This window comes from Sphingosinicella sp., assembly GCF_052388015.1.
Taxonomy (GTDB): Bacteria; Pseudomonadota; Alphaproteobacteria; order Sphingomonadales; family Sphingomonadaceae; genus Allosphingosinicella.
On record NZ_JBQTIN010000042.1, the window covers coordinates 44,058 to 56,542 of the forward strand.

At 66.6% G+C, this 12,485-nt stretch carries 15 protein-coding genes and 1 tRNA gene; 4 read left to right on the forward strand and 12 right to left on the reverse strand.

Annotation, left to right across the window (positions count from 1 at the left end):
- Positions 1-54: 54 nt before the first annotated feature.
- The 3 genes from fabF to fabG all read right to left on the reverse strand — a co-directional run bounded on the left by fabF (position 55) and on the right by fabG (position 2,513).
- Positions 55-1,311, reverse strand: coding sequence for a beta-ketoacyl-ACP synthase II (gene fabF, locus ACT4N3_RS03800; RefSeq protein WP_444853879.1), 1,257 nt, complete (start codon positions 1,309-1,311; stop codon positions 55-57).
- Positions 1,312-1,454: 143 nt separating this feature from the next.
- A complete protein-coding gene (locus ACT4N3_RS03805) occupies positions 1,455-1,691 on the reverse strand; it encodes an acyl carrier protein (protein WP_444853880.1) in 237 nt (78 codons plus the stop codon).
- Positions 1,692-1,775: 84 nt separating this feature from the next.
- Positions 1,776-2,513, reverse strand: a complete 738-nt coding sequence (gene fabG, locus ACT4N3_RS03810; protein WP_444853881.1) for a 3-oxoacyl-[acyl-carrier-protein] reductase — start codon at positions 2,511-2,513, stop codon at positions 1,776-1,778.
- Positions 2,514-2,634: 121 nt separating this feature from the next.
- Between fabG and ACT4N3_RS03815 the strand changes: the two genes are divergently transcribed.
- On the forward strand, positions 2,635-3,621 hold the full coding sequence (locus tag ACT4N3_RS03815; RefSeq protein WP_444853882.1) for a caspase family protein: 987 nt from the start codon (positions 2,635-2,637) through the stop codon (positions 3,619-3,621).
- On the opposite strand, the gene fabD is transcribed toward ACT4N3_RS03815, so the two are convergent.
- The 3 genes from fabD to ACT4N3_RS03830 all read right to left on the reverse strand — a co-directional run bounded on the left by fabD (position 3,618) and on the right by ACT4N3_RS03830 (position 7,204).
- Entirely contained in the window at positions 3,618-4,541 is a 924-nt protein-coding gene (gene fabD / locus ACT4N3_RS03820) for an ACP S-malonyltransferase (RefSeq protein WP_444853883.1), read from the reverse strand. The genes ACT4N3_RS03815 and fabD overlap by 4 nt on opposite strands.
- An 84-nt stretch (positions 4,542-4,625) precedes the next feature.
- Positions 4,626-5,573 carry a BsuBI/PstI family type II restriction endonuclease gene (locus tag ACT4N3_RS03825; RefSeq protein ID WP_444853884.1) on the reverse strand — a complete coding sequence of 316 codons (948 nt, stop codon included), beginning with the start codon at positions 5,571-5,573 and terminating at the stop codon, positions 4,626-4,628.
- Positions 5,570-7,204, reverse strand: coding sequence for an Eco57I restriction-modification methylase domain-containing protein (locus ACT4N3_RS03830; protein ID WP_444853885.1), 1,635 nt, complete (start codon positions 7,202-7,204; stop codon positions 5,570-5,572). The genes ACT4N3_RS03825 and ACT4N3_RS03830 overlap by 4 nt, the downstream gene beginning before the upstream one ends.
- A gap of 618 nt (positions 7,205-7,822) precedes the next feature.
- On the opposite strand from ACT4N3_RS03830, the gene rpsF reads away from it, so the two are divergent.
- Genes rpsF through rplI form a run of 3 tightly spaced genes read left to right on the forward strand, consistent with a single transcriptional unit; the run spans position 7,823 to position 9,169 of the window.
- Positions 7,823-8,236 carry a 30S ribosomal protein S6 gene (gene rpsF / locus ACT4N3_RS03835; protein WP_444853886.1) on the forward strand — a complete coding sequence of 138 codons (414 nt, stop codon included), beginning with the start codon at positions 7,823-7,825 and terminating at the stop codon, positions 8,234-8,236.
- Between the two features lie 12 nt (positions 8,237-8,248).
- On the forward strand, positions 8,249-8,473 hold the full coding sequence (rpsR, locus tag ACT4N3_RS03840) for a 30S ribosomal protein S18 (protein ID WP_444853887.1): 225 nt from the start codon (positions 8,249-8,251) through the stop codon (positions 8,471-8,473).
- 12 nt (positions 8,474-8,485) lie between these two features.
- Positions 8,486-9,169 carry a 50S ribosomal protein L9 gene (gene rplI, locus ACT4N3_RS03845; RefSeq protein ID WP_444853888.1) on the forward strand — a complete coding sequence of 228 codons (684 nt, stop codon included), beginning with the start codon at positions 8,486-8,488 and terminating at the stop codon, positions 9,167-9,169.
- Positions 9,170-9,254: 85 nt separating this feature from the next.
- Here rplI and ACT4N3_RS03850 read toward each other — a convergent pair whose 3' ends face one another.
- From ACT4N3_RS03850 to ACT4N3_RS03875, 6 genes are all read right to left on the reverse strand, one after another.
- Positions 9,255-10,547, reverse strand: a complete 1,293-nt coding sequence (locus ACT4N3_RS03850; RefSeq protein WP_444853889.1) for an MFS transporter — start codon at positions 10,545-10,547, stop codon at positions 9,255-9,257.
- Positions 10,544-10,990, reverse strand: coding sequence for a hypothetical protein (locus ACT4N3_RS03855; RefSeq protein WP_444853890.1), 447 nt, complete (start codon positions 10,988-10,990; stop codon positions 10,544-10,546). The genes ACT4N3_RS03850 and ACT4N3_RS03855 overlap by 4 nt, the downstream gene beginning before the upstream one ends.
- A complete protein-coding gene (gene folE, locus ACT4N3_RS03860) occupies positions 10,990-11,610 on the reverse strand; it encodes a GTP cyclohydrolase I FolE (protein ID WP_444853891.1) in 621 nt (206 codons plus the stop codon). Before folE ends, ACT4N3_RS03855 begins: the two co-directional genes overlap by 1 nt.
- 18 nt (positions 11,611-11,628) lie before the next feature.
- A tRNA-Arg gene (locus tag ACT4N3_RS03865) sits at positions 11,629-11,705 on the reverse strand.
- 39 nt (positions 11,706-11,744) lie between these two features.
- Positions 11,745-12,167: a DUF1178 family protein gene (locus ACT4N3_RS03870; RefSeq protein WP_444853892.1), complete on the reverse strand. Its 423-nt coding sequence runs from the start codon at positions 12,165-12,167 to the stop codon at positions 11,745-11,747.
- The coding region (locus ACT4N3_RS03875) for a nitrilase-related carbon-nitrogen hydrolase (RefSeq protein WP_444853893.1) at positions 12,164-12,485 on the reverse strand (322 nt) is incomplete at its 5' end. The genes ACT4N3_RS03875 and ACT4N3_RS03870, both read right to left, overlap by 4 nt.

Here is a 12,485-nt window from a genome sequence, read left to right on the forward strand (position 1 = left end):
TCTCCCTACCCTCTCCCCGCTGGGGAGAGGGAAAAAGGGAGGAAGACCGCAATGCTAGACTGCCTTCATCACCAGGCTTGCGTTGGTGCCGCCGAAGCCGAAGCTGTTGTTCAGAACGGCCTTCACTTCGCGTTGCCGCGCCTTGTGCGGCACCAGGTCGACGCCCTCGGTACCCTCGTCCGGATTGTCGAGATTGAGCGTCGGCGGCACGATCTGGTCGCGGATCGCCAGGATGCAGAAGATCGACTCGACCGCGCCCGCGCCGCCCAGCAAATGGCCGATCGCCGATTTGGTCGAGCTCATCGACACCTTGCCGATCGCATTGCCGAACAGCTGGCGGACGGCGCTGAGCTCGATCGTGTCGGCCATGGTCGAGGTGCCGTGCGCGTTGATATAGTCGATGTCGGAGGGGGTCATGCCCGCCTTGTTCAGCGCCATTTCCATCGACCGGTAGGCGCCCAAGCCCTCCGGATGCGGCGCTGTGACGTGATGCGCGTCGCCGGACAGGCCATAGCCGACAACCTCGGCATAGATTTTCGCGCCGCGCGCCTTGGCATGCTCATATTCCTCGAGCACCACCACCCCGGCCCCCTCGCCCATGACGAAGCCGTCGCGGTCCTTGTCATAGGGGCGGCTCGCTTGCTCCGGCCGATCATTGTACGTCATGTTGAGGGCGCGGGCCTGCGCGAAGCCGGCGATGCCGATCGGGCAGATGGTCGCTTCGGCGCCGCCCGCCAGCATGATGTCGGCATCGTCGTCGCGGATCATCCGCGCCGCGTCGCCGATTGAGTGCGCGCCGGTCGAGCAGGCGGTGACGACCGCATGGTTCGGCCCCATCAGGCCATATTTGATGCTCACCTGACCCGAGATCAGATTGATCAGGCGCCCGTGGACGAAGTGCGGCGACACCCGTCCCGGCCCCTTCTCGGCCAGCAGCAGGCTCTCGCTCTCGATGCCCGGCAGTCCGCCGATCCCCGAGCCGATCGACACGCCGGCGCGCAGCCTGGTCGCCTCGTCCATCTCGGTCAGGCCGGCATCCTCCAGCGCCTGCCCGGCCGCGTCGAGGCCGTAGATGATGAACGGATCGACCTGGCGCTGGATCTTGTGATCGACGCGCTTGCCGGGGTCGAAGCCATATTCGTGGTCGGCGGGCTTCACCTCGCAGGCGATCGTGCATTTCTGGTCGCTGGCGTCGAACCTGGTGATCGGCCCGGCGCCGCTCTTGCCGGCGATCAGGTTCCGCCAGCTGGTTTCGACGTCGCCGCCCAAAGGCGTGACGAGCCCCAATCCGGTGACGACGACACGACGCATGATTCAGTCTCCAAAAAAGCCAACAGGCCCAGACCCGTTCGGGCTGAGCCTGTCGAAGCCCTGCATTTTTCTAGAAGCCGCCTCTTGGAAGGACAGCCCTTCGACAAGCTCGGGGCGAACGGAAGAGGGGGGTCTCCCCAGCCTCAGGCCTTGTTCTGGTCGATATAGTCGATCGCGTCCTTGACGGTCGAAATCTTCTCGGCGGCGTCGTCCGGGATCTCGACCCCGAACTCTTCCTCGAACGCCATGACCAGCTCGACGATGTCGAGGCTGTCGGCGCCGAGATCGTCGATGAAGCTCGCTTCCTCGGTGACCTTGTCCGCCTCGACGCCGAGATGCTCGACAACGATGCGCTTCACCCGATCCGCGGTCTCGCTCATATGCCACCTTTCCCTAGACGGTGTGTTTCGTTGCGACCGCACTAGCCGCACGGCGCGGCGGAACGCAAGGGGCGCGAACGCGCCTCAGAGCATCGCCATCCCGCCATTCACGTGCAAGGTCTGGCCGGTGACGTAACCCGTCTCGCGGCTGGCGAGATAGATCACCGCCGCCGCCACGTCCTCTCCCGTCCCCAGATCGCCGGCCGGGATGCGGCCGAGCAAGGCCTCCTTCTGCGCCTCGGGCAGCACGTCGGTCATCGCCGAGCGGATGAAGCCGGGGGCGACGCAATTGACGGTGATGCCGCGGCTCGCCAGCTCGGCCGCCAGCGCCTTCGACATGCCGACGAGGCCCGCCTTGGACGCGGCGTAATTGGCCTGCCCCGGATTGCCGGTCGCGCCGACGACGCTGGTGATCGAGATGATCCGGCCGAAGCGCGCCTTCATCATCGGCCGGGCGGCGGCGCGGGCGAGGCGGAAGGCGGCCTCCAGATTGACCCGGATCACCGTGTCCCACTCCTCGTCCTTCATCCGCATCGCGAGATTGTCGCGGGTGACGCCGGCATTGTTGACCAGGATATCGAGCTGCCCCAGCGCCTCGACCGCCCGCGGCACGAGCCCATCCACCGCCGCGCCGTCGGAAAGATCGCAGGGCAAAGCGACATGATCGCCGCCCAGATCGGCCCGGAAGGCCTCCAGCTTCGCCGCATTGGAGCCCGAGACGGCCAGCCGCGCCCCCTGCCCCGCCAGCCCTTTGGCGATCGCCGAGCCGATCCCGCCGCTCGCGCCGGTGACCAAAGCCGTCATTCCCGAAAGGTCGAACATGCCCTTCTCCTTTATCTTGGGCGCCGCGTTGCCACCGCGGCCGCGCGCGCGCCAGCCACTTTCGGCCCGCATTGATCCTGGCCGCCGCGCTGATAGGATGGGCCATCGGCTGGGGTAGGGCATGATCGATCGCCGTCACGTCGTGCTGGGCGGGCTTGCCGGGCTTCTCGCGCCCGCCGCGGCCCATGCGCAAGGCGGAGGGCCGGGCGGCCCCGGCGGACCCGGCGGCCCGGGACCGGGCGGCTTCGAGGACCGGTCGCGGCTCGACCAGCGGCCGGACGTGCCGATGCAGGACATGGACCCGCTGCCTCAGCCTCAGCCGCCGCGCATCCGCGCCTTCGTCGTCAGCCAGAGCTATCGCAGCACGCCGGCCTTCACGCTCGCCAACACGACCCGGGACGCGGCTTTGATCGCGCGCAGCTTCCAGCAGCTGAACCTCGATGCGGTCTCCGCGATGGTGGACGCCGATCCCGATCAAACGCTGACGGGAATCGCCAATTACCTGCGCACCGTCGACGCCAACACGATCGCGATGGTCTATGTCGCCGGCCACGGGCTGGAGATCGGCGGCGAGAATTTGCTGATGCTGGAGGGCGGCGACGCGTTCCTGAGCCTGCAGACCTTCGTCCAGGCGTTGCGCGAGCGGGCGGGAATGGCGATCCTCTTCCTCGACGCCTGCCGCAACAATCCGCTCACCGGCCCGCTTCCCGTCGACGCCCAGGTGTCGCGCACCATCTCCGGCAGCCGCGACGGGGTGCGGCTGCAGACCGCCAATCTCGAGGAGCTCCGCGCCCGGTCGCGCGGGCAGGCGGGCCGGATCCGCCCCTTCACGCTCCAGGGCAGCGGCATCCGGATCGTCTTTTCGACCGACCCGGCCAATGTCGCCTATGACGGCGTCAGCGGCAGCCGCAACGGCCCGTTCGCCGAGGCGCTCGCCCGCTTCATTCGCCGCCCGATCAGCCTCGACGACATCGTCTCGCTCACCACGGGCGAGGTGCTGCGCGCCACCCGGCGGCGGCAATCGCCCTGGAGCCAGGGCTCTATCGATCGGCCGATCTACCTCTCCGGCCCCCGCCGCCGGCTGCAATCGCAGTTGAGCGGCGCCTAGATCTCGCCGACCAAAGCGTCGATGTCCTCCGGCGTCGCCACGCTGGTCGTCCGCGCGTCGGGCGCGATGCGCTTGACCATCGGCGACAGGACCTTGCCGCCGAACTCGACGAAATGGGTCACGCCCGCCGCCGCCATCGCCTCGACGCTCTCGCGCCAGCGCACCATAAAGGTCACCTGCTCGACCAGCAGCTCGCGGATGTCGTCCGGATTGTCGACCGGCGCCGCGGTGACGTTGGCGTAGAGCGACACCGCCGGCGGCTCCATCGCCGCCTCGGCCAAAGCCGGCGCCATCGCGTCGGCGGCCGGCCGCATCAGCGGGCAGTGGAACGGCGCCGAGACCGGCAGCAGGATCGCCCGCTTCGCGCCCTTCGCCTTGGCGATATCGAGCGCCCGCTCGACCGCCGCCTTGTGGCCCGAGATCACGACCTGCGACGGATCATTGTCGTTGGCGACGGTGCAGACCTGACCCTGCGCCGCTTCCTCGGCGACCGCCTCGGCCAGCTCGAGATCGGCACCGAGCAAGGCCGCCATCGCGCCGACGCCCACCGGCACCGCCGCCTGCATCGCCCGGCCGCGCCGTTTCAGCAGCCGCGCGGTGGTGGCGAGATCGAATGTGCCCGCCGCGCACAAGGCGGAATATTCGCCAAGGCTGTGGCCGGCGACGAAATCGGCCTTCGACTCCAGATCCAAGCCGGACGCACGCAACGTTGCGATCGCGTTCGCCATGATCGCCGGCTGGGCGTTCTCGGTCAGAATCAGCTCCTCCGCCGGCCCTTCCGCCATCAGCCGCGAGAGATGCTGGCCGAGCGCCTCATCGACCTCTTGGAAGACGTCGCGCGCCGCCTTGCTCGCCTCGGCCAGCGCCACGCCCATGCCGACCGCCTGGCTCCCCTGCCCCGGAAAAATGAACGCGCGCATCAACCGATCCCTCATGTAGCCTTGGTTCCTGCCCGCCCTGTCTCCATTTCCCGCTCATGTCGAGCGCCGTCCGGCGGGTGAATCTCAGCTTCCGTATGGACCGAGAAACCGCGCGCCGTTGAAGTGGATCAGGTGCGTTGGCGCATCGGCGACCCATACCTCCGATTCCCATGCGATCTCCGCGACGTATCGCGCCATGACGGCGCGGGTCGGGAAAGCGGTCACATAGACGAGCCCGACGGTTGACCCGGCGAAGAGCGCGGCAAGTTCGTGGTGCCGCTTGCCATCGACGGGGCCGTGACTGGTGACGGATTCAATCAAGAGCAGCCAGTTTCGCCTGACATCGTAGATCACCACGTCGGGCATCTTGCCGTGATGATCGACCGTTACGCCCAGCGCGGCCAGCTGCTCGCGGTCGAAAAAGCCCATCTTCTCGCCGGTATCCCCCGCATAGATCAACATGCTTCCCGGAGCGAAGCGGGGCGCGAATTCGTGAACGATGTCGCGGATCAGCGCGCTATGTTCGCCTGGACTGAGGCGGATTTCGGTGCCGTCGGCAAGCTGGACAGGAATGCGCTCCATGTCGCGCCTGCGAGCGAAGCGATCCGCCAGTGACTGCACATCGCGCCGGTAAGCCGCAAGCCGCTTGGCCCATCCGGGCTTGCCATAGCTCTCGAACAGCGCGAGCGCGTCGGGCGATACCTGATAGACGGCGGCGGGGCTGTTGACCGGGCGTGCAGGGTCATCGGGATTGTAAACCGCAGTTCCCGCCAGCACGAACTGGTGCATCGTTTGCTGCCGCACCGTTTCGCGCGTGTTCGGCTTGTATTCCTTCCCGTAATGCACCCGCATCCAGTCCATGATCGGCGTGATCCCCATGAGAGGAGCAGTGGCGCGTTTCCATTCGCGGTCGGGCCGTAAATCGAGCAAGGCCAATAGCGTCAACGCCGAACGCTCATTCTGCTGCGCGCGGGGCAATCCAAGATCAGCCAGCATTTGCAGGGCGGCAGCGATATTGGGATGATCGATCAAAGGCTTTTCACCCGTTCGTCGATCTCATCCTGCGCGATGCTTGCGCGACCCTTCGCCCATTGGCCAAGCACGATAAGAGCCTCGCGGCTGGGATAGCGCATTGCGCGGAGGTCGGTCGCGTTGACCTGCGTGTGACCGTTGAAGCGCCGGAAATAGGTATCGACGGCGGTGGCGTTTAGGTACGCGGCCAGTCCGTGCGCCAGCTCTCCGGGAATGGGCTGGCGCTTGGCATGGAATACATTGAGGTGATTCTCGATCCCGATCATTTGAGCTGGCAGGCGGGCGGGGTCGACGACGTTGGCGACGATCCGCCTGCGCTCCTCCTTGGACGAAAAACGCCGGACCACTGCGTAGAAGCCGTTGGGATAAAGCCATTTGCGCGTCGCCATCGTGTCGCGGATGGCGTTGGGCTTCTTGAACCCCGGCTTGGGCCATTGCAGCCCGCCCGCGCCGAAATGGCCGGGATAGAGTAGCGGCACGGCGCCGCTCTCGGGATCGGCCCGCAGACTCTCGCGCAGCCGAAAATCGACCACAGGCCCGGTCGAAACGGTCAGTCCCAGATCGGCGAGACTGTGGCCGAAGCTGGCGCGCTCCAAGAGCTGCTCATCATTGCCGGTCGGAATGTGGATGAACTCGTCGGCATCGTCGGGAAAGACGATCCGCGCGAAATCGTGCTGCTTCTCTGCATGATCGGCAAAGCTGTCGTCGGTCGATGTCGAGACGATGACGGGGCCTTGTTCTGCGCCGCGCACCAGCTTGATGATGATGTTTTCCTGCAGAACACCATCGTCCCTGAACGCCTTATTGCGAGCATCGAACAGATGGATATGCCGAACCGACGCGCGCCGCAGGATGAAACGGCGGAAAGGCTGATAATAAGGGCCGTTGCAGAAACTGCGCGGGATGATCGCGACCAACTCGCCGCCCGGTTCGAGCAATTCGAGCGCCAGTCCGACGAACCCGCTGTAGAGATTGACCGTTTCCAGCCCCGCCGCTCGAAGAAGGGCGCGCTGACGCGAGTCGTTGCCGATCTTCTTGTAGGGCGGGTTGAGGATGGCGTGCGTGTAGCGCGTGCCTCTGCCGAGGCAGATGCAGTTAGCCGCCTCCTCAATGAAATCGCGTTCGATCAATTCGCAATAGGCCTTGGCGCGGAGAGCGGCGAGGTTGGCGCGCAAGTCGGGCAGAATTTGATCGTCGAACTCAAAGGCGGTGGAGGCGACCCGGGCCGTCCCCACCCGCTCGACGAAGGCGGCGGTCAGCGCGCCCTGCCCGGCCCCTGCATCGAGAAGGCGAATGTCTTCCGTCGACCGAAAGTCGAACAACGAAGCCATGAACTCGGCGACGCTAGCCGGTGTCATGAACTGGCCAAGCCGCGATTTCCGTTGCCGGGGCGTCATGCATTGTTCGCGCACGGGCACTTCGTGCTGTTCCGACTGCAAAACGACCGGGTTCGCTTCAGGTGAGCGGCGCGAAAAGTCAGCCATGATCATGAGCGATCGCAGAACTCGGTCGGGAGGCGACTCTCCACTTTCCCAACGGAACACGACATCCATCGACTCTCCGAACTCGGCGGCAACGTCGTCAAGCCCGAGTCCGCATCGATCTCGCAATTCACAGAAGTTCAGCGTCATTGCCGCCCCTTCTTGAGCAACGTCCCGGACTTAGAGAAAGATCATATGGAGAACAAGCCGCCGACCGAGATATCGGCAAACTTTATCAGGCTTCCATAGCCCCACCCTGCCCGCGCCCGCGCGCCGGTTCAAGCCGTGCCCGCCGCCGCTTTCCTACACGCGTCCGTTTCGGTTATGTTCCGCGCCATGAAGTCCCCTGCTTCCCTCTCCCGTCGCCACGCCCAAACCCTTGGCCACCGCGAACATTGGGAACATTCGCCGCCGCCCGTCCATCCCTAGCGAGGGGGACTTTTTTCTTCCCATGGAAGCTGAAACTTATGAAACTTCCGGCTCTCCCGAGCGAGGGCGAGAGGCCCAGCCTGGACGGATCGTCGGTCGCCGCGACGGACCTGTCGGAGTTGTCGGGTTTACCCCCTCCACCCCCCGCGATTCCGTCTGCAAGTCGTGAACTTTGCCCGTCGCGCGCCGCACTTGATTTTCGCGCCCGTTTCCGCCACAGGCCGCCCATCCGGGGCGAAGGCGTGCCTTCATGCCCCGGCTTTGTTTTTCAGACGACAGCCGGAGGGGCGTCCGCAACGGGCGGCGTCAGCGATCGGCCAAAAGAAGGAAAGCGCGAACATGCCGCTCTATGAGCATGTGTTTCTCGCGCGTCAGGATCTGGCTCAGGCGCAGGTCGACGCGTTGGCGGAAAACGCCACCAAGATCGTCGAGGACAATGGCGGCAAGGTCGTCCGGACGGAGGCCTGGGGCCTCCGCAACCTCGCCTATCGCATCGCGAAGAACCGCAAGGCGCACTATGTCGCGCTCGATTTCGACGCGCCGCCGCCCGTGGTCGCCGAGCTCGAGCGGCAGACGCAGATCAACGAGGACGTGATCCGCTACATGACCATCCGCGTCGATGAGCATGAGACCGGCCCGTCGGCGATGATGCGCCGCGGCGACCGCGACAAGCGCGGCCGCGACGATGACCGCGGCGATCGCGGCGACCGCGAGGATCGCCCGCGCCGCTCGCGCGACGATTTCGACGCTTAAGGAGGCAGACCCATGGCACGCCCATTCTTCCGCCGCCGCAAGTCTTGCCCCTTCTCCGGCAAGGATGCGCCGCGCATCGATTACAAGGACGTCCGCCTGCTCCAGGGCTTCGTGTCCGAGCGGGGCAAGATCGTCCCCAGCCGCATCACCGCGGTCTCCACCAAGAAGCAGCGCGAGCTGGCCCAGGCGATCAAGCGCGCCCGCCATCTCGGCCTGCTGCCCTATGTCGTAAGATAAGGAGCCGGGAAGATGGACGTCATCCTGCTCGAAAGGATCGAGAAGCTCGGCGCGATCGGCGACGTGGTGAAGGTGAAGAACGGCTATGCCCGCAACTTTCTCCTTCCCCGCGGCAAGGCGCTCCGGGCCAATGAGTCGAACCGCAAGGTCTTCGAGGCCAATCGCGAGAAGATCGAGGCGACCAACGCCGAGCGGCGGACCGAGGCCGAGAAGGACGCGAAGAAGGTCGACGGGCTGAAGCTGCTGCTCATCCGCCAGGCGTCGAACACCGGCCAGCTCTACGGCTCGGTGTCGGCCCGCGACCTCGCCGAGGCTCTGGAGGCGGAAGGGCACAAGCTGGCCAAGAGCCAGATCATCCTCGATCGGCCGATCAAGGCGCTCGGCGTTCAGGACGTGAAGATCGCGCTCCACCCCGAAGTGGCGGTGATGATCACCGTCAACGTCGCCCGCTCGCCCGAAGAGGCCGAGCTGCAGGCGGCCGGCAAGGACGTGATGGCCGAGATGTTCGAGAAGGACGTGTCGGGCTTCGTCGAAGAGCGCCCGGCGGGTCTGGAGCCCGGCGAGGTGATCGCCGAGCCGGAAGCCGAGGAGGCCCCGACGGCGGAGGTCGAAGCCGCTCCCGTTGCCGAGGCGGAGCCTGCTCCGGCCGAGGAGGAAACGCCGGCCGAGGACGAGAAGCCGGCCGACGAGGCCTGAACCCTTCTCGTCATTGCGAGGAGCGAAGCGACGAAGCAATCCAGGCTCGGTCTGGATTGCTTCGCTGCGCTCGCAATGACGAAATTCAGCGGATGTCGGCCAGCTCCAAGCCCTTGGTCTCCCGCGCCAGCATCGCCGATAGGCCGCTGATCGCGCAGGCGACAGCGACGTAAAGCGCCACGGGCACGGCCGAGTCATATTCGCGGTAGAGCCAGACGGCGATGATCGGCGCCAGCGAGCCGGCGAAGATCGCCGTCAATTGATAGGCGATCGACGCGCCGGAATAGCGGATTCGGGTCGGGAACAGCTCCGCGATCATCGCGGCCTGTGGCCCGTACATCGCGCCGTGCAGGACGAGCCCGACGACCAAAGCGATGACGATCTGCACGGGATCGCCGCTCGCCAGCAGCGGGAACAAGGCGAAGCTCCACGCGGCCAGCCCCAAGCCGCCAAAGGCGTAGACCCATCGCCGTCCGATCCGGTCCGACAGCCAGGCGAAGAACGGGATAGCGAAGAACTGCACCGCCGCGCCGATGAGCAGCGCATTGAGCGCCAGCGCCCGGCTTTCCGCCGAAATCTCGACCAGAAAGGTGAGCGAGAAGGCGGTGAGGATGTAATAAGAGATGTTCTCGCCGACCCTGAGCCCCGCGCCCAGCACCACCGCGCCCGGCCGCTCGCGAAACACATCCATGGCGGGAAGCCTGGGCGGCGCCTCGGCCTGCGCGATTTCCTCCTCGAACAGGCGGCTCTCGGCGACCCGGTTGCGGATGTACCAGCCGACCGCGACCAGCACGACCGAGGCAAGGAACGGCACCCGCCAGCCCCAGGCGAGGAAATCCGCCTCGCTCTGCAGCCCGTTGATCGCCGAGAGCATGCCGGCCGAGAGCAGGAAGCCGGCGGCGACGCCGGCCTGCGGCCAGCTCGCCCAGAAGCCGCGCCGGGCGGCGTCGCCATGCTCCGCCGCCATCAACACCGCCCCGCCCCATTCGCCGCCGACCGCGAAGCCCTGCGCCAATCTGAGCACGATCAGGGCGAGCGGCGCCCAGATGCCGATCGCCGCATAGGTCGGCAGCAGGCCGATCAGCACCGTCGCCACGCCCATCAGGATCAGGCTGAACATCAACAGCCGCTTGCGGCCGATCCGGTCGCCGTAATGGCCGAAAACGATCCCGCCCAAGGGCCGGGCGACGAAGCCCAGCGCATAGGTAGCGAAAGCGAGCAAAGTCCCGGTCAGCGGATCGAATTGCGGGAAGAACAGGCGGTTGAAGACCAGGGCCGCGGCCGAATTGTAGAGGAAGAAATCATACCATTCGATCGTGGTGCCGATCATGCTCGCCGCCACGACGCGGCGCAGCGGCGTCGTCTCGGATTCGCTCATCCGGTCACCTGCGCGCACTGCCACTCGCCCTCATGGTCCTGTTGCGCGCCGGTGCTCCGGTTGCTGACCCGGGCGCGCGCCGGAGCGCCGGCCTCGACGCCGATGCTGAGCGCCAGCTCCTGATCGCGGAAGAAGCCGCCGGTCGGCCCGAGCGGGCCTTGGGTCTGAAAGATGCGCAGCCTGCCGTCGATCTGCGCGGCCGCCCCGTAGACGCCGGCGAGGACCAGCAGCTCGCCGCCCCGGGTGAAGCGGCAGGCGATGTTGCGGTAGCCCGGCGGCGGCGAGATCGGGCCGAGCGGCTCGAGCCGCGCCGTCGCGCCGATGTCTTCGGCCTGGTTCCTCTGGATCGCGATCCGCTCAAGCTGCTCGCTGTTCACCGTCGCATCGTCGATCAGGCCGCAACTCGCCACCAGGAGCAACGCCGGAGCGACCAGCCCGCGCATCAATAGCCCATCAGCGCCAGCACCTCGCGGCGGCTGCGCTCGTCCTCGCGGAACACGCCCATCATCCGGCTGGTCGTCATCATCACATCGGGCGTCGAGACGCCGCGCGCAGTCATGCAGGCGTGGGTCGCCTCGATCACCACCGCGACGCCCTGCGGCTTCAGATGCTCGCAGATCGCGTCGGCGACCTGGGCGGTCAGCCGCTCCTGGACCTGCAGGCGCCGGGCATAGCCGTGCAGCACCCGGGCGAGCTTGGAGATGCCGACCACCCGGTCCGCGGGCAGATAGGCGATCGACGCCTTGCCGATGATCGGCGCCAGATGATGCTCGCAGTGCGACTGGAACGGGATGTCCTTCAAGAGCACGATCTCGTCATAGCCGCCCACCTCCTCGAAGGTGCGATGGAGGTGGCGGGCGGGGTCCTCCTCATAGCCCCTGGCATATTCCTTCCATGCGCGGGCAACCCGCTTCGGCGTGTCGAGAAGTCCCTCGCGGGCGGGATCGTCACCGGCCCAGCGGATCAGGGTGCGCACCGCGTCCTGCACGTCGTCGGGCACCGCGACCCTGGCCGGCTCGCCGACCAGATCGCCGTCTTCCGGGTCGCAGCCATTCGGCGTCATGATCGATCCTTCGCGACTTGGTGACCCCGACAGGATTCGAACCTGTGGCCTACTGATTAGGAATCAGTCGCTCTATCCTGCTGAGCTACGGGGCCGTTTTCACCGCGGCGCTTACGCGCGACGCGATGCGGCGGTCAATTCTCGCTGCCGGGGTCCGGCACCGGGAAGGGCAAGGGCGAGACCGGCACGCCGTCTTCGGCCAGGCTCTGCGCCTCATCCGGCGTAGCGCGGCCGTGGATCGCCCGCGCCTCCGCCTCGCCCAGATGGATGGCGCGCGCCTCGGTCGGGAAGCGGTCGCCGACATGCTCGCTGCTCGCCAGCGCCTCCTTCTGCATCGCTGCAAGCTTGGTCATCATCGCCTTCACCTCGGTTGATGATGGCGCGGTATTGCCCTTCGCCCCGACGCGGGGCGTCATCGGCGCCTTGCCGGCGGGAGCATCGCAGAGCGGGCAGGTCACCAGCCCCCGCTCCTTCTGAGCCTCATAGTTTGCCGAGGAGCCGAACCAGGCCTCGAAGACATGGCCCTGGCCCTCGCAGACGAGATCGAAAACGATCATGCCCGCACGACCTCTGGCGTCGGAATCGGTCGGCGATGCCAGATCGCCGGCAGCCGGGTGCGAACCTCCGCCACCTGGCCGAGGTCGATCTCCGCGAAGCCGACGCCGGTCGCCTCGCCGCCCATGTCGAGCAGCACCTTGCCCCAGGGATCGACGACAAGCGAATGACCATAGGTCACGCGCCCATCCTTATGCGCGCCGCACTGGGCGGCGGCGATGACGAAGGCGGCCGATTCGATCGCTCGCGCCCGCATCATCACATGCCAGTGCGCCTCGCCGGTCGGCACGGTGAAGGCGGCGGGAATCGCGAAGGCGGTG